19 protein-coding genes and 1 pseudogene are annotated in these 26,559 nt (G+C 62.8%); 18 read left to right on the plus strand and 2 right to left on the minus strand.

The window, feature by feature from the left end; translation table 11 throughout:
* Window position 1: 1 nt before the first annotated feature.
* The 10 genes from KQ940_RS18135 to KQ940_RS18180 all read left to right on the plus strand — a co-directional run bounded on the left by KQ940_RS18135 (window position 2) and on the right by KQ940_RS18180 (window position 9,788).
* The gene (locus KQ940_RS18135; protein ID WP_217415234.1) at window positions 2-1,297 is read left to right on the plus strand and encodes an aromatic ring-hydroxylating oxygenase subunit alpha; all 1,296 of its coding nucleotides are present in this window, start codon (window positions 2-4) and stop codon (window positions 1,295-1,297) included.
* A gap of 3 nt (window positions 1,298-1,300) precedes the next feature.
* Complete coding sequence (locus KQ940_RS18140) at window positions 1,301-1,783, plus strand: aromatic-ring-hydroxylating dioxygenase subunit beta (RefSeq protein WP_217415235.1); 483 nt, start codon at window positions 1,301-1,303, stop codon at window positions 1,781-1,783.
* 12 nt (window positions 1,784-1,795) lie between these two features.
* A complete protein-coding gene (locus KQ940_RS18145) occupies window positions 1,796-2,551 on the plus strand; it encodes an SDR family NAD(P)-dependent oxidoreductase (protein ID WP_217415237.1) in 756 nt (251 codons plus the stop codon).
* Window positions 2,552-2,561: 10 nt separating this feature from the next.
* Window positions 2,562-3,524, plus strand: a complete 963-nt coding sequence (locus KQ940_RS18150) for a PDR/VanB family oxidoreductase (RefSeq protein WP_217415239.1) — start codon at window positions 2,562-2,564, stop codon at window positions 3,522-3,524.
* Between the two features lie 76 nt (window positions 3,525-3,600).
* The gene (locus tag KQ940_RS18155; protein ID WP_217415241.1) at window positions 3,601-4,605 is read left to right on the plus strand and encodes a TRAP transporter substrate-binding protein; all 1,005 of its coding nucleotides are present in this window, start codon (window positions 3,601-3,603) and stop codon (window positions 4,603-4,605) included.
* Window positions 4,606-4,666: 61 nt separating this feature from the next.
* Window positions 4,667-5,188, plus strand: coding sequence for a TRAP transporter small permease (locus KQ940_RS18160; RefSeq protein WP_217415243.1), 522 nt, complete (start codon window positions 4,667-4,669; stop codon window positions 5,186-5,188).
* The gene (locus tag KQ940_RS18165) at window positions 5,189-6,505 is read left to right on the plus strand and encodes a TRAP transporter large permease (RefSeq protein ID WP_217415245.1); all 1,317 of its coding nucleotides are present in this window, start codon (window positions 5,189-5,191) and stop codon (window positions 6,503-6,505) included.
* Between the two features lie 70 nt (window positions 6,506-6,575).
* Window positions 6,576-7,499: a catechol 2,3-dioxygenase gene (locus tag KQ940_RS18170; RefSeq protein ID WP_217415246.1), complete on the plus strand. Its 924-nt coding sequence runs from the start codon at window positions 6,576-6,578 to the stop codon at window positions 7,497-7,499.
* 77 nt (window positions 7,500-7,576) lie between these two features.
* Complete coding sequence (locus KQ940_RS18175; protein WP_217415247.1) at window positions 7,577-8,482, plus strand: flavin reductase; 906 nt, start codon at window positions 7,577-7,579, stop codon at window positions 8,480-8,482.
* 7 nt (window positions 8,483-8,489) lie between these two features.
* A complete protein-coding gene (locus tag KQ940_RS18180; protein WP_217415248.1) occupies window positions 8,490-9,788 on the plus strand; it encodes an amidase in 1,299 nt (432 codons plus the stop codon).
* Here the strand turns inward: KQ940_RS18180 and KQ940_RS18185 are convergent.
* Window positions 9,785-16,135: an AAA family ATPase gene (locus KQ940_RS18185; protein ID WP_217415250.1), complete on the minus strand. Its 6,351-nt coding sequence runs from the start codon at window positions 16,133-16,135 to the stop codon at window positions 9,785-9,787. The genes KQ940_RS18180 and KQ940_RS18185 overlap by 4 nt on opposite strands.
* The gene (locus KQ940_RS18190; protein WP_217415251.1) at window positions 16,132-16,866 is read right to left on the minus strand and encodes a response regulator; all 735 of its coding nucleotides are present in this window, start codon (window positions 16,864-16,866) and stop codon (window positions 16,132-16,134) included. The genes KQ940_RS18185 and KQ940_RS18190 overlap by 4 nt, the downstream gene beginning before the upstream one ends.
* 253 nt (window positions 16,867-17,119) lie before the next feature.
* On the opposite strand from KQ940_RS18190, the gene peaA reads away from it, so the two are divergent.
* The 8 genes and pseudogenes from peaA to KQ940_RS18230 form a co-directional block, all read left to right on the plus strand.
* On the plus strand, window positions 17,120-18,721 hold the full coding sequence (peaA, locus tag KQ940_RS18195; protein WP_217415252.1) for a quinohemoprotein amine dehydrogenase subunit alpha: 1,602 nt from the start codon (window positions 17,120-17,122) through the stop codon (window positions 18,719-18,721).
* A 73-nt stretch (window positions 18,722-18,794) separates the two neighbouring features.
* Window positions 18,795-20,225: a quinohemoprotein amine dehydrogenase maturation protein gene (gene peaB / locus KQ940_RS18200; protein WP_217415268.1), complete on the plus strand. Its 1,431-nt coding sequence runs from the start codon at window positions 18,795-18,797 to the stop codon at window positions 20,223-20,225.
* 2 nt (window positions 20,226-20,227) lie between these two features.
* The gene (gene qhpC / locus KQ940_RS18205) at window positions 20,228-20,551 is read left to right on the plus strand and encodes a quinohemoprotein amine dehydrogenase subunit gamma (protein WP_217415253.1); all 324 of its coding nucleotides are present in this window, start codon (window positions 20,228-20,230) and stop codon (window positions 20,549-20,551) included.
* A 14-nt stretch (window positions 20,552-20,565) separates the two neighbouring features.
* Window positions 20,566-21,672, plus strand: a complete 1,107-nt coding sequence (peaD, locus tag KQ940_RS18210; RefSeq protein ID WP_217415255.1) for a quinohemoprotein amine dehydrogenase subunit beta — start codon at window positions 20,566-20,568, stop codon at window positions 21,670-21,672.
* Window positions 21,673-21,808: 136 nt separating this feature from the next.
* On the plus strand, window positions 21,809-23,533 hold the full coding sequence (locus KQ940_RS18215; RefSeq protein ID WP_217415256.1) for an ABC transporter ATP-binding protein: 1,725 nt from the start codon (window positions 21,809-21,811) through the stop codon (window positions 23,531-23,533).
* The gene (gene qhpE / locus KQ940_RS18220) at window positions 23,526-24,215 is read left to right on the plus strand and encodes a subtilisin-like serine protease QhpE (RefSeq protein ID WP_217415258.1); all 690 of its coding nucleotides are present in this window, start codon (window positions 23,526-23,528) and stop codon (window positions 24,213-24,215) included. The genes KQ940_RS18215 and qhpE overlap by 8 nt, the downstream gene beginning before the upstream one ends.
* Complete coding sequence (qhpG, locus tag KQ940_RS18225; protein ID WP_217415260.1) at window positions 24,208-25,530, plus strand: flavin-dependent monooxygenase QhpG; 1,323 nt, start codon at window positions 24,208-24,210, stop codon at window positions 25,528-25,530. The genes qhpE and qhpG overlap by 8 nt, the downstream gene beginning before the upstream one ends.
* A 184-nt stretch (window positions 25,531-25,714) precedes the next feature.
* Window positions 25,715-26,559: pseudogene (locus tag KQ940_RS18230) on the plus strand (hypothetical protein); the annotation flags it as partial.

Raw genomic sequence — 26,559 nt, forward strand, 5'->3', positions numbered from 1 at the left:
GATGAGCCAGTTGATCGATATGAAAAACATCGGCCTGCAGGCCGCCGATATGGTGGATGTGGAGAAGGGCCGGGTGAAGAAGGAGCTGTACTCCAACCCTGAGATCTTCGAGGAGGAGCTGGATCGGGTGTTCAACAACACCTGGGTGTTTGTCGGCCACGAGAGCGAAGTGCCGGAAGCGGGCAGCTTCAAGACCGCCTACATCGGTCGCCAGCCGGTGATCCTCAGCCGTGATCGCAAGATGAATCTGCACGTGTTGCAAAACCGCTGTCGCCACCGTGGCGCCACCGTCTGCGAGGCGCGTAAGGGCAAAACCAAGGCGTTCACCTGCCCCTACCACGGTTGGGGGTATGGTCTGGACGGCAGTCTGCGTGCACTGCCCAAGCCCGAGGAGTACGACGGCGTGTTCGACAAGAGCGAGATGCCGCTGGAGAGCCTGCGGGTCGAGAGCTATCAGGGCATGGTGTTCGCCACCTTCAACAACGATATCGAACCGCTTGAGGAATTCCTTGGCGGGGCGAAAAAGTGGATCGACCTGTTCATGAAACAGGGGGGCGGTTACCCGGTGAAAGTACTGGGCGAGCACCGCTTCAACTTCCCCGGCAACTGGAAGATCCAGCTCGAGAACACCACCGACGCCTATCACTTCCCGATTGTGCACAAGTCCTTCGTCTCCTCGCTGGATGACGCGACCGCCGATATCTTCGATTTCCTCGACGGCGAGGGCTTCGTCGAGGACCTGGGCAACGGGCACAGCGTCATGGTGATGATCCCGCAGCTGGTGGACTTGGAGGCCGATCTCGAGCAACCGATCCCGGAGCGTTTCTCGGCACTGGCGCAGGCGCTGCGTGACGAAGGCAAATCAGAAGATGAGGTGAAAAAACTGGTGCGTGCCGCGCACGGTACCGGTTTCAACCTGAACCTGTTCCCCAACGTCTCCTGCTCCATGGCGTTCTTCCGTGTGCTGCGTCCGGTCTCCGTCGGTGAAACCGAAATTCAGCACGTGGCCCTTGGTGGTGACGGCGCACCTGATGCGTTCAACCACAAGCGGATGCGCCTACACGAACATTTCCAGGGCCCGATGGGCTTCGGTACCCCGGATGACGGTGAAGCCTGGGAGCGGGTGCAGAAAGGTTCCATGGCCGGCACCGATGGCTGGATTCTGGTCAACCGCGGCATGAGCAAGCTGCGCACCTCGGAGGATGGCAACCCGCAGGGGGCGGTCTGCTCCGAGACCGGCATGCGCGGTGCCTACCAGCAGTACAAAAAGATGATGGCCGCGGCAGAGGAGAAATAAGCGATGAAATCCAATACCCAACTGCTTGCCCAGGTCACCGAGTTCATCGGCTATGAAGCGGACCTGCTCGATCACAAGGCGTACCAGGAGTGGCTTTCGCTGTGGACTGACAGCGGTCTCTACATCGTGCCGACGGACCTCAACGAGACCGACTACCTGAACACCCTGAACCTGGCGCTGGATGACGCCGACATGCGCCGCATGCGTGTCGCCCGGCTGGAAAACGGTGAATCGGTCTCCGCCATGTCGGTCGGCTCCACCGTACGTATGGTGTCCCGTGTACGCATCCTCGAAGCCGGTGACGAGCTGGTGATCGCCCGTTGCGCGATGACCCTGAACGAGCTGCGCCACGGCAAGCTGGTGACCTATCCGGCCAACGTGGAGTACACCCTGAAGACCGGCGCCGAGGGCCTCAAGCTGGAGCGGAAGGTGGTCAAGCTGCTGCACGCCGACGGCTTCCTGCGCACGGTCAGCTTCATCTTCTAAGGAGCGACGGCCATGGGTAACCCAACACACACACAGATTGCGCTGGTCACCGGCGCGGCCCAGGGACTGGGCCAACATATCGCCCAGCGTCTGCATGCGGCAGGTTTCAAGGTCGCGATCAGCGATATCGATGGCGAGGCGGCGCTGCATGCCGCCCGTGCGCTGGACGCCGGCGGCGACACCGCGATGGCGGTGTCGCTCGATGTGGCCCGCCGGGCGGAGTTCGAGGCGGCGCTGGCGGCGGTGGTCGATCGCTGGGGTGAGCTTCACGTGCTGGTGAACAACGCTGCCGTGACCCGTGCAACACCGGTGATGGAGATCGCACTCGAGGAGTTCAACGAGGTGGTCGGCATCAATCTGGGCGGCACCTTCGCAGGCTGCCAGGTGATCGGCGGGTACATGGCCGGACTGGGCTACGGCCGCATCATTAACATGGCGTCGCTGGCCGGGCAGAACGGGGGCACCTCCACCGGTGCCCACTATGCCGCGTCCAAGGGCGGAATCATCACCCTGACCAAGGTATTTGCCAAGGAGCTGGCTTCACGGGGCGTAACCGTTAACGCCATCGCTCCAGGCCCGATCGATTCCCCGATGGTGAAAGCACTGGTCCCCGAGGAGCGTCTGCCGACGCTGCTGTCCGCCATTCCGGCGGGTCGTTTGGGCGATGCCGACTTTATCGGCGACATGGTGGTGCAGTTGGCGCGGCCGGAGGCCTATTTCACCACCGGCACCACCTGGGACATCAACGGCGGCCTATTCATGCGCTGAGGTAAAAGCTATGACAAGCAGTATCAACAACACCCTGATCCAGGCCTGCGTCACCCGGCGTGAGGAGCACACCGACGAGATCGCGGTATTCGAGCTGGCCGCCGCCGATGGCACGCCGCTGCCGCTGTTCGAGGCTGGCGCCCATATCGACGTCGTGCTGGCCGAGGACCTGATCCGCCAGTACTCGCTGAGCAACGCACCGGGCGAGACGGTTTACCGCCTGGGCATCCTCAACGACCCCAACTCCCGCGGTGGCTCCCGGCGGATCCACGAGCAACTGACAGCGGGTGCCGAGCTGCAGATCAGCGCCCCGCGCAACCACTTTCCGCTGCAGATGCAGGCCGAACACAGCCTGCTGATCGGCGGCGGTATCGGCATCACGCCGATGATTGCCATGGCCTACGCGCTGAAAGCCGCCGGGCGCTCGTTCGAGCTGCACTACTGCAGTCGCAGCGAAAGCAAGGCGGCCTTCCTCGACGAGCTCAAGCGCGAGTTCGACGAGCGTCTGGTACTGCACTTCGACGATGCCGGTGACGCCGGCCGGATCGATCCGGCGGCGCTGGCGGCGTCACAGCCGCAGGCGCATCTCTATGTCTGCGGTCCCAGTGGTTTCATGGACTGGGTTATCGCGCAGGCGAAGGTGGCCGGGCTGGCGGAGTCGCAGATCCATTTCGAGTACTTCAGCGCCGAGGTCGATATCAGCGGCGAGGCGTTTGAGGTGTTTGCCGAAACCAGTGGCGTGACCGTACAGGTCGGCCCGCATGAAAGCATCGCTGCGGCGCTGAAAGCGGCCGGGGTGAAGGTGCCGATGTCCTGTGAAGAGGGCGTGTGCGGCACCTGTATCTGCGATGTGCTGGAGGGCACACCGGACCATCGTGACCACTTCCTGACCGACGAAGAGAAAGAGGACAACGACCAGATCGCGCTCTGCTGTTCGCGGGCGAAGGGCGGACGCCTGGTCATCGATATCTGAAGTAGAACTCAACACCCGGCGTGCCGCGACGCACAAACCTTCGCGGCACGTCCAACTCAACAGTGGAGTGATAATAATGAAAAAACTGATCAAGACAGGCTGTGCGGTCGCACTGACGCTGATGGCGTGGGGTGCGCAGGCGGAAACCAAACTGACGCTCTCCTCCTGGCTGCCGTCCGGTCATCCGCTGGTCAAGGATGTCATCGTCCCCTGGACCGAGAGCGTGGAGAAGGCCACTGAAGGGCGGGTCAAGGTGGTGATGCTGCCCTCCGCGCTCGGCCACCCGAAAGTGCACTACGATCTGGCCCGTGACGGTCAGGCCGATATCACCTACGGCGCGCAGGGCTACACGCCGGGGCGGTTCAAGCTTTACAAGATGGTCGAGTTCCCGTTCGGCGGTAACAGCTCCGAGAGCGCGTCCGTGGCGTACTGGAAGGTGTACAACAAATATCTGAAGCAGGCCGGCGAGTACAAGGATGTGGAGCTGCTGGGATTGTTCACCCACGGTCCCGGTGCCATCCACAACAGCAAACGCACCGTCAACTCGGCTGCCGATATGGCCGGTCTCAAGCTGCGTGTCGGCGGCGGGGTGATGAACGATATCGCCGGTGCACTGGGGGCGGTGACCCTGCAGAAGCCCTCCTCCAGCACCTATGAGCTGGTCTCCACCGGCGTTGCCGATGGGACCCTGTTCCCGCTGGAATCGGTGCCCGCGTTCAATCTGCAGAAACTGCTGACCCACACCACGCTGGTGCCCGGCGGCATGTACAACTTCAGCTTCTTCCTGGTGATGAACCGCGACCGCTTCGACAGCCTGCCGGAGCAGGATCGCAAGGCGATCGAATCGGTCTCCGGCGCCGCGCTGGCGCAGCTTGCCGGGCATATGTGGGATACCCAGGATGCCAAGGGGCTCGAGGCGTTGAAGGCTAACGGAAATAACATCGTACCGGCCAGCGAGGGCTTCATGAACGAGATCCGTAGCGCCAGTGCACCGATGGAAGCCGAGTGGCTGCAGACCGCTGCCGAGCTGGGTGTGGACGGTCAGGCCGCGCTGGACGAGTTCCGCCGTCTGAGCCAGTAACTCGAGCCGGTAAATTGAGTCACTCAATGAGCGTGGCGCAGCCACACTGGCAGGTGAATCGATGAATGTAATGCTTGGTAAAAAAGGCAGCTGGCTCACTCGGGGAGCGGACGCCGTGCAGCATCTGCTCAGTGGCACCGCTGCCCTGATCATGTTGCTGATGATGCTGCTCACGCTGGTCGATGTGCTTGGTCGCTACCTGTTCGATGCCCCGGTCACCGGGGCATTTGAAGTAACCGAGCTGATGCTGGCCAGTGTCATCTTCCTTGGCCTGCCGCTGGTCACTGCAGAAGGTGGCCATATCGTGGTGGATATCCTCGATTCGGCGCTGGGCCCGCGCTTGCGTCTGGTGCAGCAGTGGACCGTTGGCCTGATCAATATCGCCGCGTTTGCCGTGCTGAGCTGGATGCTCTGGGAGCACGCATTCAAGGTCTACCGCTACGAAGACACCACGGCGGTACTGCAGATCCCGTACGCGGGCCTGGCCTTTCTGATCGCAACCACCTCATCCCTGGCGACACTGGCACTGCTGTTCAAGCAGCTGTGCCGGTGCTCCGCCGATGATGTTTCGGGAGAGCAGTAGATGGAAGCAAGTCTAATCGGATTCGCAGCGCTGATGCTGCTGATACTGGCCCGGGTGCCGCTCGGCGTGGCCATGGGCATTATCGGGGTGTGCGGCTTTGGCCTGGTACAGATAACGCTGTACGGCAATCCGCGCGGTTGGAATTCGGCGCTGAACATGATCGGCTCGACCGCGTTCGACACCGGCCTGGCCTACGGGCTGTCGGTGGTGCCGCTGTTCCTGTTGATGGGCAACCTGATCACCGAATCGGGCATGTCGAAGGAGCTGTACCGGGCCGCCAACGCCTTCCTCGGCCACTTCAAGGGCGGCCTGGCGTTGGCCACCGTGGTCTCCTGCGGGGCGTTTTCCGCCGTCTGCGGCAGCTCCATGGCCACCGCCGCGACCATGTCGCGGGTGGCGATGCCGTCGATGCGCGAGTTCAAGTATGACGATGGCCTGGCCACAGGCGCCATCGCGGCCGGCGGTACGCTGGGCATTCTGATTCCGCCCAGCGTGATCCTGGTGATCTACGGGCTGATGACCGAAACCGATATCGGCAAGCTGTTCATCGCCGGGCTGATCCCGGGGCTGATCGGTGTGCTGATGTATATGGCGGCGGTGGCGTTTGCGGTGCGGATCAATCCGCAGAGCGGCCCGGCCGGACCGCGCTCCTGCTGGCGCGAACGCCTGCAGGCGATGAAGGGGGTCTGGGGTATCAACCTGATCTTCATCATCGTCATGGGCGGTATCTACGCCGGGATCTTCACCCCCACCGAGGCCGCCGGCATCGGTGCCTCCGGCGCCTTCCTGATCGCCCTGTTCAGCGGCCGGCTCGACTACACCAAGGTGGTGCGCGCGCTGAGCAACGCGGCACGGACCACGGCGATGCTGTTCTTCCTGGTGATCGGCGCGGTGATCTTCTCCAACTTCATCAACCTGACCGGCATGCCGGTGATGTTGAAAGAGTGGGTGCTGGGCCAGGGGCTGAGCCCGTTTATGGTGATCCTGTGTCTGGTCGGCATCTACCTGCTGTTGGGCTGCGTACTGGAGAGCATGTCGATGATCCTGCTCACTGTGCCGGTGTTCTACCCGATGGTGGAGGCGTTGGGCTTCGACCTGATCTGGTTCGGCATCCTGGTCGTGGTGGTCACCGAGATCAGCCTGATCACGCCGCCGGTGGGGATGAACGTGTTCGTACTGCGCGGGGTGCTGCCTGACGTCAAGCTGGCGACCATCTTCCGCGGCGTCACCCCGTTCTGGATCGCCGACATCCTGCGCCTGACCCTGATCGTCACCGTGCCTTCGCTGTCGCTGATGCTGCCCCATGCGGTGAGCTGAGGCCCCAGAACCGAGTAAAAACAACCCGTTAACTCAACCCTTCACTACAACAAGAACTAGAGGTAACCCAATGAAAAAAGGTGTAATGCGTCCCGGCCACGTGCAGATCCGGGTGCTGGATATGGATGAAGCGGTGGCCCACTATCGTGACCTGCTCGGCCTGATCGAGACCGACCGCGACGGCCGGGGTCGGGTCTACCTGAAGGGCTGGACCGAGGTGGATAAGTTCTCCGTGGTGCTGCGCGAGGCGGACACGGCAGGAATGGATTTCATGGGCTTCAAATGCCTCAGCGAAGAGGTGCTGGACAGGCTGCGCGGCGAGCTGGCCGAGTTCGGTTGTGAGATCGAGGATATTCCGGCCGGCGAACTGAACGACTGCGGCCGTCGCGTGCGCTTCATCGCCCCCACCGGTCATGCTTTCGAACTCTACGCCACCAAGACCCAGACCGGCCGCTACGGCGTCGGTAACCACAACCCGGAAGCCTGGCCCCGTGACCTGAAGGGGATGAAGGCGCAGCGCTTCGACCACTGCCTGCTGTACGGGCCGGATCTGGACAAGACCTTTGACCTGTTCCGCGAGGTGCTTGGTTTCGACCTCTGCGAGCAGGTGATGACCCCGGATGGCAAGCGTGTGGCGCAGTTCCTCACCGTCGGCATGAAGGCCCACGATATCGCCTTCATCGATCACCCGGAGCCGGGCAGGTTCCACCACGCCTCCTTCTACCTGGAGAGCTGGGAGGATGTGCTGAAGGCGGGCGACCTGATCTCGATGACCGATACCTCCATCGACATCGGCCCCACCCGTCACGGCATCACCCACGGTTCGACGATCTACTTCTTCGACCCGTCCGGCAACCGCAACGAGGTGTTCTGCGGCGGTGATTACTTCTACCCGGACCACGAACCGATCACCTGGGATGCGGACAAGCTGGGCAAGGCGATCTTCTACCACGACCGCGTGCTCAACGAGCGTTTCCTCACCGTACTGACCTGATCGCAGGTCAGCAGCAGCGGCGCTGCATTGCAGCGCCGCCCGTCAAACCACATAAGCGATGCAACCGAGGGGGCTCTATGTCTACAGACCCAAAAGATTTTCGCCGTGCTCTGGGCAAGTTCCCCACCGGCGTTACCGTGATCACCACCACCGACCCGCAGGGCGAGAAGATCGGTGTTACCGCCAGCAGCTTCAACTCGGTGTCGATCGATCCGGCCCTGGTGCTATGGAGCATCGACAAGGGCGCCTACAGCCTGCAGGCGTTTACCGAAGGCAGCAGCTTCACCATCCACGTGTTGCGTGACGACCAGATGGAACTGTCGAACCGTTTCGCGCGCCGTGGTGAAGACAAGTTCGCCGGTGTCGAGCTGGCTGAAAGCGGTAATGGTGCCCCGCGTCTGGCGGCCGTAGCGGCCTGGTTCGAATGCCGCACCTGGAACGTCTACGACGGCGGTGATCACGACATCATCGTCGGCGAAGTCACCGCCTACGGCTATGAGGATAATGTCGGCTCGCTGGTGTTCCACAACGGGCGTTATGCCGTACCCGAGGTGCATCCGGGTGTGCGCGACACAGCGATCCAGCCGCAGAACGAGGGCTTCCTCAACGACTATCTGCTCTACCAGCTGCATCAGGCACTGTCCGCCTGTCGGGCGGGTTTCTACCCGACCCTGACCCGGTTCGGCATCACCGCCGAGGAGTGGCGCGTGCTGTCGCTGCTGGCCGATGCGCCCGACACGCCGGTGGCGCAGATCGCCGAGCAGGTGACACAGCCGCTGACCAGCCTCAACGAAACCCTGGCCTGGCTGCGTGATAAACGCCTGCTGGACGCTGAGGGGGCGTTGAGCGACAGCGGCCGGGCACTGGTTGATCGCTTGCGGGTACTGGCGGTCGAGCATGAACAGCAGCTACTGGGGCGACTCAGTGAGTCGCAGTGCCAAGTGTTGAAAGAGAGCCTGCGCCTACTGTCTGGTGGAAAGTGAAACCGATATGTCGAATGAGAAGCCGTTGAACTATTTTGGCCTGCGCCAGGCACTGTTGGCGATCGAGCGCGGCGAGTGCTCGGCCCTGGATATTATCGAGCGCTGTTTTGACCGCATCGACGCCCGCGAAGCCCAGGTGGGAGCCTGGCAACACCGGCTGGGTCGGGACGCCTATCTGCAGCAGTATGATCAGCATCAGGCGTTCTACCGGCAGAGCCCGTTGCAGGGGTTACCGCTTGGGATCAAGGACATCATCGATACCGCCGAGATGCCCACCGAGATGGGCTCACCCATCCACCGGGGGCGGCAACCGGTGGACGATGCCAGCTGTGTCGCCCTGTTGAAGGCGGCGGGCGGCATCCTGCTGGGCAAGACGGTGACCACCGAGTTTGCTTACTTCAAGCCGGGCAAGACCGCCAATCCGCGCGATCTTCAGCGCACCCCCGGTGGCTCGTCGAGCGGCTCCGCAGCGGCGGTGGCCGATGCCATGGTGCCGATCGCATTGGGCTCACAGACCGCCGCCTCGGTGATCCGTCCCGCCGCCTACTGCGGAGCGGTGGGCTATGTCGGCAGCCGTGGCGAGTTCTCTTTGCGCGGGGTGCAGCCGCTGGCGCAGTCGCTGGATTCGCTGGGCCTGATGGCGCGCCGGGTCGAGGATATCGAGCTGGTGCGGGCGCTGTTGCTGCGTCAGTCGCAGCCGCTGCAGCTGGCCGATGCACGGAAACCGAAGCGGGTACTGATCTGCCCCGGTGAACGGATCGGCGATACCGACCCGGCGATGCAGACGGCGATCGAGCGGGTCGGCACGCTGCTTGAGGCCCAGGGCGTGGCGACAGTTCTATTCGACGACGAGGTGCTGCTGAAGCGGCTGGTCGAGCATCACCAGGTGATCATGGCCTATGAGGTGGCACGCAATCTGGTTCATGAATCCCAGCATCTCGATGCATTAAGTGAGCCGTTGCGCGAGCTGATCGGACTAGGGCTGGCAACGGAACGTGACCTGTACCTGGGGTCGCTGCGCGCCGCGGCCGATACCTGCACGGCGTTGTGGGCGCGCTACACGGAGGTGGATGCGATCCTGGCCCCGGCCGCACCCGGCGTGGCCCCGCTTGGCCGGGGCAAGACCGGGGCGCCGCATATGAGCCGACCCTGGCAGGCGATGGGACTTCCGGTGGTTAGCCTGCCGGGACTGGTCGATGAGCAGGCGCTGCCACTCGGGATTCAACTGATCGGACGCCCGCATAGTGACAGTGATCTATTGTCTACTGCCCGCTGGCTTGAGGGTTGTATCGCGGAGCGAGACTAGCCATCCGGCTGGATCACTGTCTCCGCATCGCTGAAGCTGGCCAGGGCGCTCAGGCTGTCGCGCCATAGTTGCTTGAGCCGGTCGAGCTGCTGTTGATCGATCATCCCCTCAGACTCGAAGCGACGGCACTCCTGGGCCAGTTGCTGCAGGCCAAAATTGGCACAGGCACCGGCCAGCTTATGCAGCAGGGCGGCCTGCTGAGCGGCCTCGGCGTCTGCCAGCTCCCGCAGCAGCGCCTCGCACTGGTTCTGCATCGTCTCGATCAACTGCTGCATCCGCTTCGAGCCCAGCATGTGCCGGTGCTGGGTCAGCAGGGAGCGGTTCAGCAGTTGGCCGGTGTCGTGCGGAGTGCTCTCCGGGAGCGCCTTGTGGCTGCCGCTGCTCAGCGAGCGCACGACCTGTTCAAGCTCTTCAAACTTTAACGGTTTACTGACCACGGTAGCGATCCCCGCATCCTGACAGCGGCGGATCTCCGGACCGGTGACGGCGGCTGTCAGCGCCGCCACGGGCACGCGCGCCTTGGCCGGATTGCGGTGGGCACGCATGCGCCGGGTGGTCTCCAGACCATCCATATCGGGCAGATGGATATCCATCAGGATCAGATCGTAGTCGTTGTCGTTGTGCATCGACAGCGCAGTGTAGCCGTCGTCGGCGATGTCGACCCGGTGACCCTCCGCCTGTAGCAGGCTGGCCGTCACCTCTTGGTTGATCGGCGTGTCCTCCACCAGCAGGATATTCAGTTGCCGTTTTTCGCTGGCCGGCATCGGCTGAGCCGGCTCGGTCGGCGCGTCGGTGGACTGGGCGGCGCCATAGGGCAGCTCCACCCAGAACAGGGAGCCCTGGCCGGGGTGACTCTGGAAGCCGATTCGGCCATCCTGCTGCTCCACCAGTTTGCGGCAGATCGACAGGCCCAGACCGGTGCCGCCATAACGCCGGGTGATCGAGCTGTCGGCCTGGCTGAAGTGCTGGAAGATCCGATCGTGAGCCTCGACTGGAATGCCGATGCCGCTGTCCTCCACCTCGAAGCGGATCAGGTGAGCCGAACCCGGGTGGGCGAGGGGGCGTGCCTTGAGCACCACGTAGCCCTCGTCGGTGAACTTCAGCGCATTGGTGCACAGGTTCATCAGCACCTGGTTCAGGGCGCGGGCGTCGCCATGCACCCGCTCCGGCAGTGCCGGGTCGAGACGCAAGATCAGGTCGATCTGTTTCTCCCGTGCCATCGGTGTGAGCAGGGTTCGCAGCTGCTCGAGCAGCTGCCGGAGTTCAAAATCCTCCTCCTCGAAGCTTATCTGCCCGGCCTCGATCTTGGTGAAGTCCAGCACATCGTTCAGTATCGACAGCAGCGACTGACCCGAGCGGTAGATCGTTTCCACCTGCTCAACCTGGGCCTGGGTCAGGGCAGAGCGCTTGAGCAGCTGCGCCATACCCAGAATGCCGTTCATCGGGGTACGGATCTCGTGGCTCATGGTGGCCAGAAACTGGCTCTTGGCTTCGCTCGCCGCTTCCGCTTTCTGCCGTGCCAGTTCCGCCAGCTCCTTCGCTTTGCGTTCGCTGATATCGGTCAGCGAGCCTTCGTAATACTGCGTATCCTGCTGGTCGTCGGCGATACGATGGGCCGATATGGAGACATAGAGCTCACTGCCATCTTGGCGGCGCCAGCGGGTTTCCAGATTGCTGACCCGGTTGCCCGCGACCAGCCTGTGCAGAAACTCGCGCCCCTCCGCCGGGTCGATGAAGCAGTCCATGACCAGGTCGGTGACCGCATGCATGAACTGCTCGCCGGTGGCGTAACCCAGCAGCCCGATCAGCGCCGGGTTGGCGGAGATCAGGCGACCCTCGGGGGCGATGCGGAAGATCCCCTCGCTGGCGTTCTCGAACAGCGAGCGGTACTCACGCTCCGACTGCTCCAGGCTCTTGTACAGCTTGGCGTTCTCGATCGAGATCGCCGCCTGTGCCGCGAGAATCTGCAGCGTCTTCAGCCGTTCGCGGCTGAACACATAACGGCTCTCCCGGTGCTCCAGGTAGAGGATGCCGGTCAGTTCACCGTGGTAGAGGATCGGGATGGTCAGCAGCGAACGGGGCTGCTGTTGACGGATATAGGCATCGGACTGGAACATCTGATGCTCGACAGCGTTACCCAGCACCACCGGGTCTTTGGTACGGGCGACAAAATGGATGATGCTCAGCGGCAGCATCTGCGCGCCTTCGCTCAGCGGGATGGCACTTAACAGCGTCGGCGCCTCGTCGATCCGGGTCTCCGCCTCGATAAACAGCTGCTGCTGGCGGCTCATCACCAGGATGGCCCGCTGTGCCCCGGCGTTCTGAATCGCCAGTTTCATCAGTCGGTTGAGCAGTCGCTCCAGCACGATCTCGTCGGAGATCGCCTGCGAGGCGTTGATCACCGAGCTGATATCGAGGCTCTGGTTATCCAGCTCTCGACGCTGCTCCGGTTCCGCTGTCCCGGGTTCGGGCGCACGAGAGGGCTGGGGTTCCAGCTCGAAGGGGTAAAACTCACGCATCTGCTGTAGCTTGGCCTGAGCGCCCAGTTCGGCATACAAGTGATAGGCATCTTTCAGGTAGGTGCGGGCGATCCCCGGTTTATGCCACTCAAGGTAAAAACGCCCCGCCAGCTCACAGGCCAGGGCCTGGTCGAGCAGCAACGCCTGATCGCGGGCGTGCTCAATCGCCCGCTCATAGAGATCCATGGCGCGGGTGTAGCGGCGTTTGCAGCGCAGCAGTTCCGCGTGCAGCAGCTCACGCTGGTGCAGCCAGTTGGCCGGTGCGTGATGGGCCAGCTTGCCGATGAAACGCAGTGTACTGCGCACCGTCTTCAGCCGCGCCGGTTGCGCCAGAATGCTGGTGCTGGGCAGCAGGGCGAGGATGCTGAGGGCATTGATCTGGCGTAACCAGGCCACGGTAAAGGTACCCGATACCGAGGCGCGCAGTTCAATGCCGATCTCGCTGTGGCGCATGGCCGCGTCGCTATCGCCGAACAGGTAACAGAGCAGTGCCTTGTAGAAGTGGTGCAGACAGATGGCGGTGCGATGGTTCTCCCGTTTCAGCTCGGCCAGGTCGCGCGACTCCTGGTAGAAGCGGCCATTGAGCTGGGTCGGGTCGGCACTCTGCCCGCGCAGGTTTTCCATCGTCTGCAGCACGAACAGCGAATACTGCAACGACTGCTTCTGGCCATACTGGCTCAGCAGCTCGGTATCCTTTTCCAGCTGGGGCTGAAGTTGATCCAGGTTTTGACACAGCGGGAAAGCGTACTGGATGTAGGCGGCCAGCGCATAGGCGCCCCACTCCAGATCGCCACAATCCAGTGCCTGCTGGTGGGCTTCTAGCAGTGAATCCCGGCACAGCGCCAGCGGTTCACGGTAGTGGCGAATGTAGCTGTTGAACAGGGACAGGGTGCGGTGGTGCTGGGCGGTGGCAGAGAGCTGATCATCCAGCTCCAGCGCCAGCAGGCCCAACCTGTAGCCCTGTTCGATCTCGTTCTGCTGGCCGCAGAGCACGCCACCGTAGCCGGCGAACGCCAGGCCGGAGTAGGGGCTGAGTCCCTGGGTCAGGGTCAGCTCCACCTGCTTGGCCATCAGCATCGGACGCAGGCCGGAACTGGAGAACTTGACGATGCCGAACATCCCGGTCAGCAGCGGCATCGCCGCCAGCAGTTTGGCATCGCGCATCGGTTTAAGGCTGGGTATGCGCTCCGGGGGGATCCGCTTCAACAGCCATTTGACCCGGCTCGCGGCCCAGGCGTTCTGCACCGGCGTGGGCTGTTCCGGCAGCTCGACGCCAAGCTGCTGCAACAGGCCGCGGGCGGTGGACAGCGCATCGCTGAAGCGGTTGTTGGCGACCTGCGACTGAATTCGGACCTCATCGACCCGGATCCGGTCCAGCAGGGTCGTGGCATGGCCTTCAACCGCCGTGATCAGCTCATCCATCAGCTGATGTTCGCCGCGGATATTGGCCACCTCTGCCGCCAGAGAGTGCAGCTGAAGGGTGAGCGAGTACTGACTCTGCCAGCTGTCGACGGGGAGCAGCTCCAGACCCTTTTTGAGATACTCCATCGCCACATCGAAGGCCGCCGATTCTCGTGCACGTACGCCGGCGCTCAGGTTCAACCGGGCCAGTGCGATCCGTTCGCCCGGTTCGTCGATCAGGGTGATTGCCTGATTGAGATGGTTGGCGATCTCGAACACCCGGTTGTCGATCTCCTCGGCGCTCAGGCTTTTCCACAGCTGTCGGCCGACCTCCAGGTGCAGGGCTTCCCGCTCGGCCTCGGGGATCAGCGAGTAGGCCGCCTGCTGAACCCGGTCGTGAATAAACCGGTAACGGGTACTGATCTGATCGTTCTGTTCGGCCAGTTGATAGCGGTCGTCCAGCGGCAGGATCAGGCCCTCGTTCATCGCCGGCCACAGGGCATCGACCACCGCCGTGGATTCCAGCCGGCTGACCAGGGTCAGGGTACGCAGGGTAAAACTGCCGCCGATACTGGCGGCCAGCGGTAACACCTGTTGGGTGGCGGTGGGCAGGCGCTGGATCTTGCTGACCATCAACGACACTACGTTATCGGTCATCTCCCGCGCCTGAATCGCCTGCTCGTCCCACTCCCAGCGCTGATGACGGAAACCGATCAGCCCCTCTTCATGCAGTGCATAGAGGAACTGGCTGAGAAAGAAGGGGTTGCCCTGAGTTTTCTGCAGGCAGACCCTGGCCAGGGTCTGACAGCGTTTCGGCTCGCAGCGCAGGGTGTCCGCCAGCAGCTGCGTGACCTGCTGCAGGTCCAGCGGCGCAAGCTGGAGTTCGAGCACAGTACGTGGCGATCGGCGCAGGCGCTCCAGTGTCGCCAGCAGCGGCGCTTCGAGCTCCTGGTCGCGAAAGCTGCCCATCAGCAGCAGGTGGGAGCTGTCGCCAGGGGATTCCACCAGCGTTTCGATCAGCTGCAACGAGGCCGGATCGGCCCAGTGCAGGTCATCGAGGAACAGCAGCAGCGGTCGTTCGGCGGTGGCCAGTACTCCGAGGACGCGGATGAACAGGCGCGAGAAGCGACGCTGCTCTTCGGCGGCTGTGGCCGGGGGCGGTTCCGGTTGTGGACCGATGATCAGTTCCAGTTCGGGGATCAACTTGAGCAGCAGCTGGCCCTGGCCCCGAATCCGGCCCTGCAGCTCCGTGCGCAGTTGCTGAATCGACTCCTCCGGTTCGGTCAGCAGTTGCCTCACCAAGAGCTGCAGCGCCTGCACGATGGCGAAATAGGGACGGTTGCGCCGGTACTGATCGAACTTGCCGCTGCTGAAGAAGCCTCCCAGCTCATTGACATACTGGCGCAGCTCATGGACCAGGCTCGACTTGCCGATACCGGCATAGCCGCTGATCAGCACCAATGCCTGCTGACCTCTTGCAGCCTGGGCCATCTGCTCGCGCAGCTGCGCCAGCAGCGGCTCGCGGCCGTACAGACGCTGTGGGATCTGGAACTGCGCGGCGATATCCCGTTCCGCCAGCTCGAAGGTGGAGATACCGCCATGCTGCTCATACTCGCGCTGGCAGCGGCGCAGGTCGTGGATCAGGCCGACCGTGGACTGGTAGCGCTGAGCGGCATCCTTGGCCAGTAGCTTGAGGATGATGCGCGACAGCATCTCCGGCAGACGGGGATTGATCCTGCTCGGTGGGTCGGGGGGGCGGGCGATCTGGTTGTGGACCAGCTCGATCTCCTGATCGCCGATGAACGGGGGGCGTCCGGTCATCAGTTCGTACAGCGTCGCGCCCAGGCTGTAGTAGTCGGTGCGGTAGTCGATGGTGCGGTTGATACGTCCGGTCTGCTCCGGCGCGATATAGGCGAGCCCGGTACTGCTCAGGGACTGGGCATGCCAGTTTGGCTGCTCCCGGCTCAAGCGGGTACTGGCGGTAAAGCCGATCAACACCGGCTGCAGGGTGATCGGGTGCAGCAGTATATGGTCCGGGCTGATCTGCTTGTGGATAACACGCGCCTCATGCAGACGCCCGACCAGTTCGCTGAGCCGTATCGCCACCGGCAGCCACTGGTTCCAGCCCATCTCCCGCTCGGCTATGAGCTGTCTGAGCGGCAGCGCCCCGGCGTCCTCGAACACACAGGCGAGCAGGCTGTCCGTCGCGATCATCTCGATCGGGCGCAGAATTCCGGTGATCTTCAGCGACTGCAGCAGCTCGAATTCGTGCTGCACCCGGCGCAGCTCTTCACGGCTGCACAGCGCCGGATCGAGCTGCTTGAGAATCACCTGCTGCCCGTCCTGCACCCGAATCGCCCGGCTAATCTGGGTGCCCTTGCGTCGGTGCAGGTGACGGACTATCCGATAGCCCTGCGGCGTGTTCATCGTCTCACGTCGCCGGCGAACATGTACCCGGCGCCGTGAGCAGTCAGGATCAGTTGCGGATCGGAGGGGTTGTCGCCCAATTTGCGTCTCAGCCTGCCGATCAATACGTCGACCGAGCGGTCATTGGGTGTCCACTCCCGATCGTGAATCGCGTCCATCAACTGATCCCGCGACATCACCTGACCGGGATGGGTGACCAGGGCCTTGAGCAGTTTGAACTCGCCCTCCGGCAGGCGTTCGGTCTGACCGTCGGCATACTTGAGCTGGCGCTTGTAGGCGTCCAGCTCCCAGCCCTCGAAATACCAACAGGCACGTGACGCCGATCCTGTCGGCCCCTGACTCACATCTTCCGGCAGCATGCGCCAGAGCAGGTTCTTGGCGCGTACCAGCAGCTCCCTGGGGTTGAACGGCTTGGTGACATAGTCGTCGGCGCCCAGCTCGAGGCCGACGATGCGGTCGATATCGTCGCCCTTGCTGGTGACCAGAATGATGCCGACGCGGGAGGCCGCGCGCAGCTCCCGGGTCAGGGTCAGGCCGTCGCGCCCGGGCAGGCTGATATCGAGCAGTACCAGATCGATCTGTTCCGCCTTCACCCGCGTACACAGGTCGTCGGCCTGATCGGTTTCGCTGACCCGATAGCCCTCCTTCTCCAGGTAGCTGACCAGTAGGGAGCGGGAGGCGAGGTCGTCTTCAACGACCAGAATATGGGCGGCATTGGCTGTGGTGGTCATGGTGTCTCTTCAATCGGCCTGTCGGTATCTGACAGAGGTAGAGTCAATATATCGGACGCCACAGGCGTTCACCAACTGCGCAGATACAACCTGTTACATATCCGAACAAATCGCCAAGATTCCCCGGAAATTCATTTACATCCCGGCAGTAGCTTAGGAACCCTGCTTGGTATTTTTGTAGCGGTCTACACTTACCGGGCACAGGAACAACAGGAACAATAAGTCGAATCCTATCTAGCGTAGTGAGGGAGTGATGGCACCCACTAACAAATCAACCAGGCGCACCCTGATCGGCAGCGGCGTGCTGTTACTCGCAGGCATGGCGAGTGTATCGGTACAGGCGGATGATGCACGGCAGATCATTCGCGACCGCTGTCTGGCCTGTCATACCGAGTCGGGGGACAGATCCACCCCCAGTTTTTCCCGTATCAGCGAGCAGCGTAAAACCCCTGAGGGGTGGCAGTTCACGATCAATCGCATGATCAATCTGCGTGGTCTGGATATCTCCGCCGACGAGAAGCGCGAACTGATCCGCTACCTGGCGGACACCCAGGGGCTGGCGCCTTCAGAGGCGGAGCCGTTCCGCTATCTGCTGGAGCAGGACACCAATCTTGTGGAGGAGGGGGGCGATCCGGCGCTGGCCGAAACCTGCGCCCGCTGTCACTCGGCGGCACGTTTCGGCCTGCAGCGCCGTACCACCGAAGAGTGGCAGTTGCTGGTCAACTTCCATATGGGGCAGTTTCCGACCACCGAATTCCACTCCCTGGCGCGTGACCGCAAATGGTATGAGATCGCCCATGACGAGGTGGCCGTCAAGTTGGGAGAGCAGTACCCGCTGCTGACCCCGGCCTGGGATAACTGGAAGCAGGCGGTTAAAACCGATCTTGATGGTCGCTGGCGCGTAACCGGCTTTGTGCCGGGCAAGGGCGAATACGATGCCTGGATGAGCGCGAGCAAGGCCGATGACGGACGTTACAACCTGACTCTGGAAGGTCAGTACACCGATGGCTCACCGCTGTCCGGCAGTGGCAAGGCGACGGTCTATACCGGCTATGAATGGCGCGCAACGCTCGATATCGACGGGGTGAAGATGCGTCAGGTGATGGCGGCGGACGCCAAGGGCGAAAGCATGAAAGGCCGCATGTTCCTGGCCGCCGAACGTGAGATTGGCGGCGCGTTGAATGCGGTCAAGGATACCCAGGCCGCGGCCGTGGTTGCGGTGATGCCCAGCTACCTGCGCGTGGGTGAATCCACCGAACTGACCATCATCGGTCAGAACCTCAACGGCGACGTGGATCTGGGGCCGGGCGTCAAGGTCGAGAAACTGCTCGATCGCAGCGATGACCGTATTCACCTGATCGCCAAGGCCACCGGAAGTGAAGGCGTACAGAGCATCCAGGTCGGCAAGGCGGAGCTGGCCTCCGGGCTGGCAGTGTACAGCGAACTGGCCCGTGTCGATGTAATGCCGAAGAACGCGGTGGCCCGTATCGGTGGTCTGAGCCAGATGCCGAAGGTACGCACCGCATACCGTGCAGTCGGCTACAGCGCCGGTGTCGATGGCAAGCCGGGCACCGAAGACGATCTGCGCCTGGGCTATATGCCGGCCAGCTGGTCGATCAAACCGGCAGACGAGATCGCCGCCGAGGACAAGGATGCGCAGTTCGCAGGCAGCATCGATGCTGCCGGTATCTTCACTCCGGGCGATGACGGCCCCAACCCGCAGCGCAAGATGTCCGCCAACAACGTCGGTCGACTGACCGTGGTGGCCAACGTCGAAGAGGCGGGCAAGCAGGTCGCCGGTGAGGGTAGCCTGATCGTCTCGGTACCGGACTTCGTGCGCCGCGTACTCGATTGATCGGTACGTTCGATAACAAGTCACGATAGCAAGTCACAGATACACGCAACGTGAGGTAGCTTAAGTGGAAAACATGGGTACCATGACGCTGGTGAAACCGAATCTGCACAGGGTGGATGTGGATGCCCGGCAGATGCTGTTTCACATTCCCAGTAGCGGAATCTTCGAGCTGGATGGACTCAGCCGTGAACTGCTGGCGCTGTTCGATGGGCGCGAGCAGGTAACCGACGCGGATCTGGAGCCGCTGGCGCAGCGTTTCGGCCGTGCCGAGGTCGACGAGGTGCTGAACGAGCTGCGCTCGCTGGAGATCATCTCCGGTGATGGCGCGGTGGCCCGGATCAACCCGGAGCCGCAGAAGGTGGAGAAGTTTCCGCTCACTACGGTGGTGCTGAACGTCAACACCGGCTGCAACCTGAGCTGCACCTACTGCTACAAGGAGGATCTGACCACTCCGTCCAAGGGTGAGAAGATGGCCTACGACACCGCGATCAAGTCGGTGGAGATGCTGCTGCGTGAGTCGCCGGATCAGCCGCACTACAACCTGGTGTTCTTCGGCGGGGAGCCGCTCTCCAACATGCCGTTGATCCGCGATGTGGTGGCCTACTGCGAGGAGCGCTTCTCCAAGCTCGACGCCAGCGTCGACTTCACCCTGACCACCAATGCCACGCTGCTCACCGAGGAGCTGGTGGACTGGTTCAACGCCCACCGCTTCGGGCTGACCATCTCCATGGACGGGCCCAAGGCGATGCACGACAAGAACCGCATCACCGTCGGCGGGCAGGGTACCTACGACGTGGTCAAGCGCAAGGTGGATATGCTGCTCAAGCGCTACACGGCACGGCCGGTGGGCTGCCGGGTCACCCTGACCCGAGGCGTCACAGATGTGGAGACGATCTTCGACCATCTCTACGGTGAGCTGGGCTTCTTCGAGGTCGGCTTCGGTCCGGTCACCTCCGGCGATATCGCCGAGTTCAACCTGACCGGCGAGGAGTTGGTCGAGGTGTTCGCGGGGATGAAGCGCCTGGGTGCCCGCTACCTGGAATCCGCGCTGCGCAACGAGAACTTCGGCTACGGCAACATGCATCAGCTGATCACCGACATGTACGAGGGCAACAAGAAGCTGGTGCCCTGCGGTGCCGGTGTCGGCCTGCTGGCGGTGGACAAGGATGGCGGGCTCAACCTCTGCCATCGCTTTACCGGTTCCGACCTGCCTACCTTCGGCACGGTGGAGTCCGGTATCGACAAGGCCAGCTTGGGTGCGTTCGTCGAGAAGCGTCTCGATCGCAGCAATACCGGCTGCGAGACCTGCCGTATCCGCAACCTCTGTTCCGGTGGCTGCTATCACGAAAGTTACGCCAAATATGGAGATCCGACTCACCCCTCCTACCACTACTGCGACCTGATGCGCGACTGGGTCGATTTCGGTGTGGAGGTGTACTCGCGGATCATGCTTGAGAACCCCGGGTTCTTCGAAGCACATGTCTCTCCCAGGAGGAGTGCCTGATAATGAAACATCTGAAGTCTCTGAATAAGAAAGCCCAACTGATCAACCAGGCGGTAAGCCCGGAAGAGGTTGAAGACGTTGTCGCCATGCAAACCGTAGTCGGCTGTACCGCCACCACCGATCCGGGCTGGGAGCTCGATCCCTTTGGCGGCCTGGGTTCCCTGTGCCAGCCGATGGAGTCCGACCTCTACGGCTGTGCCGATGCCTGTTGGTGGCCGGCCCAGGTGCCCGACACCATGCACACCTACCCGGACTGGGGCAAGGATGTGGTCAAGGCCAACGAGGACTGGCGCAAGCTGGACGGTATTTTCGAGGACGGTGAGTAACGGGAGCGGTGCAGATGAAACTGAAGAATGTAGTGAAATCCGCCGGTATTCTCGGCGCTCTGGGACTGGGCTCGGTGGCCGCACAGGCGATGGCCGATCAGGAGTACCTGTTGACGATTACCCGTCCGAACCAGCTGCACGTGATCGACATGAGCAGCAACACGATCGCGCGCACCTGCGATATTCCGGGCCCCTTCGGTACCGGCTCCATCGCCCTGTCGCCGGACAACACCCACGCCTATGTGCTCAGTAACGGCACCAAGGATGTCTACGGCTTCGATATTCGCAACTGCGATATCACCTTCAAGGCGGAGCAGTCCTCGCCCACCGAGCAGGTGATCTCGATGCAGTCGATCGCGGTCAGTGCCGACGGCAAGGAGCTGTACACGGTACAGAACCCGATCAAGAAACTGAGCGACCGGTTCGAGGTGGAGCAGCCGCGACTGGCGGTATTCGACATCGACGACGGCATGAACGCCAAGGTGGTGCGCACCTTCCCGGTGGATCGTCGTATCACCAAGATCGCCGTGACCGACGAGAACGAGGTGATTCTTGGCGGTGCCGATCTCAAGGGTATCAACCCGAACACCGGTGAAGTCCGCATGGTCAGCAAGCTGGCAAACTGGGAGAAGGGCCCGCTCTGGTTGCCGCCGGATGCCTTTGCCATGCACTCCCAGGGCGAACAGATGCATGAGTACATCATGCCCTACGTGACCGCCAAGTTCGATTCAGAGGAGTGGAACTTCGAAACCGCCGAATGGTGGTGGGGTATCAGCCGTGTGGATCTGAAAACCGGTAAAGCGACACGGGATGAGGTGCTGCCGTTCCAGTTCATCATCTTCAACTTTGTCGCCGACCCGCGTAATCCGGATATCCTGTACGGTGCGTTCAACACGCTGTCCAAGCACGATATCAGCAAGAAGGAGACGCTGATCGTGCATCAGATGCCGCACACCTACTACGACCTGAACATCTCGGGCGATGGCAAGACCATCTACGTCGGCGGCACCAGCAGCGACATCTCGGTGCACAACAGTGATACGCTGGAGAAGATCGGCTCGATCCAGCTGACCGGCGACATGTCCACCTCCGATCTGAGGGTCGCCACTATCCGCAACTGATTGGATAGGCTGTGTGAGCGATGAAACAACGGGGACTGTCACATGAGGCGGTTCCCGTTTTTGTACATGGATCTACTTATTCCACGTGCGCATGGATGCGCATGAGCGGAGTTTGCCGTTGTAACGAGGAGAGGCGATGCTGAACTGGCTGGTACGTGCGATCCATGCTCCCGACCGAACCCGGCTGGAGCAGGGTTTTCACTGGTTGTACAGCTTTGTCAGACCGCAGAAGAGGGCGATCGGCGGCCTGCTGGCGCTGTCGCTGTTGGGTTCGGCACTGGTGCTGCTGCAACCCTGGCTGACCAAGCTGCTGATCGACAACGGCCTGTTGGCGAAAGATTACGGTACGCTGGTGCAGATCGCCGTGGTGATGATCCTTGTCGGCCTGTTCGGCACCGCACTGTCCGGCATAAACCGCTACCTGCATACCCGGCTGTCGGGCCGTATCCTGTTTGCCCTGCGCACCGACCTCTACGGTCACCTGCAAAAACTCTCGCCCACTTTTTTCGGCCAGCGCCGCATTGGCGATCTGCTGTCGCGGATCGATGGCGACGTGGCCGAGATCCAGCGCTTTGCCGTGGACAGTCTGTTCTCGGCGGTGAGCAGCGTGATCGGCCTGATCGGCGCCTGGGTACTGCTGGTGGCGCTATCCTGGCAACTGTCGCTGCTGGTGCTGGTGCTGATTCCGCTGGAGGTGCTCTGGCTGCGCTGGATGCGGCGCAAGGTGGAGCTGCGCACCCGCGAGATGCGCGAGCGCTCGGCGGACCTCTCCAGCTTCCTGGTGGAGACACTGCCGGCGATCAAGTTCATTCAGTCCACCGGCCAGGAGCGCCGTGAGCGCGAGCGCCTGCAGGGCCTCAACGACAACTACCTGGGTCAGCTGCTGCGCCTGCAGGTGACCGAATTCTTTACCCATGCGATACCCAACACGCTCACCTCACTAACCCGTGCCTCTGCCTTTCTGATCGGCGGCTGGTGGGTGATTCAGGGGCAGTGGCAGCTGGGCTCGCTGATCGCCTTCTCCACCTATCTGGGCATGGCGACAGGCCCGGTCAACAGTCTGCTGGGGCTCTATGTGGCGATCCAGCGGATGAGCGTCAGCCTGAACCGGGTCAGCGAGCTGCGCCTGAGCGCAGTGGAGATCGAAACACCCGATACGCCTCAGCCGCTGCCCAGTCCGCTGTTTGGTGAGCTGAAGCTGGAGCAGGTGCACTTTGCCTACGGTGAGCGCGAACCGATTCTCAACGGTGTCGATGCGTGCCTGCCGGCAGGGCGCAAGATCGCGCTGGCCGGTGCGTCCGGTGTCGGCAAATCGACGCTGATCGACCTGTTGCAGCGTCACTACGATCCCCAACAGGGGCGAATATTGCTGGACGGTGTGGATATCAGAGGGCTTAGCCTGTCGGATCTGCGTCGCACGCTGGCGGTGGTGTCACAGGAGATAACCCTGTTCCGCGGCTCGTTGGCCGACAACCTGCGCTATGCCAAGCCCGAAGCCAGCGATGAGCAGGTGCTGCGCGCCGCCGTCGATGCCCAGCTGGAGGAGCTGATCCAGCAGTTGCCGCAGGGGATGGATACCCCGCTGGGTGAGCGTGGCCAGCAGCTCTCCGGTGGCCAGAAACAGCGTATCGCCATCGCCCGTGCCTTGTTGCAGCAGCCGGCGGTACTGGTGCTGGACGAGGCCACCTCGGCGGTGGATGAAGCCACCGAGCAGCAGGTGATCGCGGCGGTGGACCGGCTGTTTGCCGGGCGTACCCGGATCCTGATCAGCCATCGGCCGTCGACGCTGGCTGGCGCCGATCTGCGCCTGCTGCTGCAGAATGGTCATCTGAGCGAGATCACCGAGGTTCCACATGAGTGAGCACAGGCCGGTCCGCATCGGCGTCATTGACTCCGGCTGCGCTTCGACACAGCAGGTCGTGGACAGCGCCGCCTTTATCCTGCGCGATAACCAGCTCTGGCTGGAGCAGCCGCAGCCGGATCGGCTCGGTCACGGCAGCCGGGTGATCGAGGTGATCCAGGCGCTGGCGCCCGAGGCGCAGATCCTCAGTGCCCAGGTGTTCCAGGAGCGCCTGAGTACCGGCAGCGCACAGGTGGCCGCCGCCATCGACTGGCTGGTGGAGCAGGGCGTGCAGATCATCAACCTGAGCCTCGGCCTGCGGCAGGATCGGGACTCCCTGCGCGAGGCCTGTACCCGGGCGCTGAAACAGGGGGTGATCCTCTGCGCATCGAGCCCGGCCCGCGGTGAGTCGGTCTACCCGGCCAGTTATCCCGGTGTGTTCCGCATGACCGGCGATGCCCGCTGTGCCCGGCACGAGACCTCCTACCTGGAGACGCCCTATGCCGACTTCGGCGGTTGCGTGCGGCCGCTGGATGACAGCCTGGGACACTCCGGTGCGAGCCTCGGCTGCGCCCATCTGACCGCGCAGCTGAGCGCCTACCTGGAACAAAACCCCGCGCCTACATTGAGTGCCGCCCGGGAGTGGCTGATCTCTCGGGCAGTCTACATAGGCCCTGAGCAGCGCAGGGGGGAGTATGGCTGACACACAGATTGTTGTGCTGGGTGGCGGTCCCGCCGGCGCCTCGGTGGCGATCGGGCTTAAGCGGTTGGGCTATGAGGTGACATTGGTCGGTGAGCCGCGCCCGTTCGATGCGGTCGAGGGGGTATCCGATCGGGTGGTGGAGGGGATGTGTCACGCCGGTTTCGAGCGGGCGCTGACCACCCTGGCCGCGCCCTCGGCGCGCTCGGTCACCTGGAATGGCGAGACCAGCGCGGCCAACACCGAACGGCTGATCGTGCGTCAACGCTTTGACCGGGCACTGCTGGATGATCTGCAGGATCAGGGCGTGCGGGTGATACAGGGCCGCGTGACCGCCACTACCGAACAGGGGAGTGGTTTCAGGTTCAGTGTCTGCGAAGCGGATGGCAGCGAGCACAGTCTTGACGCTGGCTTTCTGGTCGAGGCGCGGGGCCGTGCGGCGCCCGCCTCTGGGGTGCCGCGGGTGCGTGGCGCGCAGAGCGTCTCCCTGCTGCAGCACTGGCAGGGCAAGGCCGATACCCCCTGCTCGGCGGTGCAGAGCTTTGCCGACGGCTGGGCCTGGATGGCCAGGCGCGAAGATGGCCGCCGTTATCTGCAGCTGACGCTGGATGTGGCCAGCCGCCGCCTGCCGCCGAAACAGCAGTTGGGCGCATGGTGCCGGGAGCGACTGTTGCAGCTGGAGCAGGCCCAGCCCTATCTGCAGGACGCGGAGCCGGTGGGCGAGGTGTACGCCCGCACCAGCACCCCGGTGCTGTGCGAACACAGCGCCGGGGATAACTGGCTGCGGGTCGGCGATGCCGCGATGGCGGTGGATCCGCTCTCCGGCAACGGCATCTTTCAGGCGTTGTCGTCGGCGCTGCAGGCACCGGCGGTGATCAATACGCTAATCCGCCATCCCGAGCGCGCGGCAGTGGCCAAGGTGTTCCATGAAGCCCGCATCGAGCAGCTGTTCTACCGCTTCGCCCGCATCGGCCGCGATTTCTACGATCAGGAGTCTCAGTGGCCGCAGCGACCGTTCTGGAGCGCGCGCCGGGCCTGGCCGGACAGCCAATCCTTGCATCTGGAGGTGACGCCGGACCGGGTCAGCACCGGCGTGCGGCCGGTGGTGGATAACGGCCTGATCACCGAGGCGCGGGTGGTGATCACCCCCGACCAACCGCTGGGCATCTGGCATCTGAACGGCCTTGAACTGGCGCCGCTGCTGGACGCGATCAGGCGCGACTGCGATCTGGCGCCGCAACAGGTGCTTGCCCGCCATATACCGCCGCAGCAGGCGGCGCAACTGGCGCTCTGGATGCAGCATCAAGGCTGGATCTAGAGCGACGTAGGTCGGGGGCCTTTGCTTTCATTTACACCTTGTTACATCTTTCCACAAAGTGCTACGAACCATGCAAACCTGGTTTACAGCGACCGATTAGGCTTGGGCAATCATGAAAATAAATGTCAGGCCTGATTGCGCTCCGGGAAGGGGCGAGCAGCGCCACTATTGAGGAATGATGTCGATGACTAAAGCATTTCGTCCTTCTATCCCTGCACTGCTGCTGGGCTCGGCAATCGCCGCCGCATCCGGCTCCGCCTCCGCCTACAACCTGTACAACCAGGATGGCACCGAACTGAACCTGGATATCGAGGTGATCCTCGGCCATTTCAGCAGCGAGGAGACCTACGGTAACAGCGAATCCAGCCCGGCCTGGAGCGAAGGCTACGCCAAGTACGGCTTCTCCGGCAGCAAGACGCTGGGTAGCGGCAGCCTGTTCGGCGCCGTCAACGCCGTGACCTCCGGCACCTGGGGCGACGGCGATGCCGCGGGCCTCACCACCGGCGATGAGCGTGACACCGATATCGAAGACCTGTACGTGGGCTACCGCACCGATATGGTCGAGTTCTCCGTCGGCCGCCAGAACCTGACCATCGGCGACGGTTTCATCCTCAACGGCGACGCGCTGAACATGGGTAAGGGCCTGGACGGCATCGTGCCGGGGTTCAGCGCCAACCGTGGCGGTGCCTACTGGCTGGCCGCACGCAAGGCGTTCGACAACACCGCCGTGCTGCGCGTCGGCGGTGAGTCCGGCCCGCGTGCCGACCTGTTCTGGTTCGAGTCCGACAACCCGGCCCAGGCCAGCGTCGAGATGGCCGGGATCAACCTGGAGTACGTCACCGACAAGGGCACCTTCGGCCTGATGCACCTGAAGGGGCTGGATGTGGACGATAACGAAGCGGCGTTCTTCGGCTACGACGGCCGTGATGGCCAGAACACCACCAGCGTCCGCTTCCAGGGCAACGCCGGGGTCGACAACCTGTTCCTCTCCGCCGAGTATGTGGACCAGTCTCAGGGCAACAGCAACCC

The organism is Marinobacterium ramblicola, assembly GCF_019084545.1.
Classification (GTDB): Bacteria; Pseudomonadota; Gammaproteobacteria; order Pseudomonadales; family Balneatricaceae; genus Marinobacterium_D; species Marinobacterium_D ramblicola.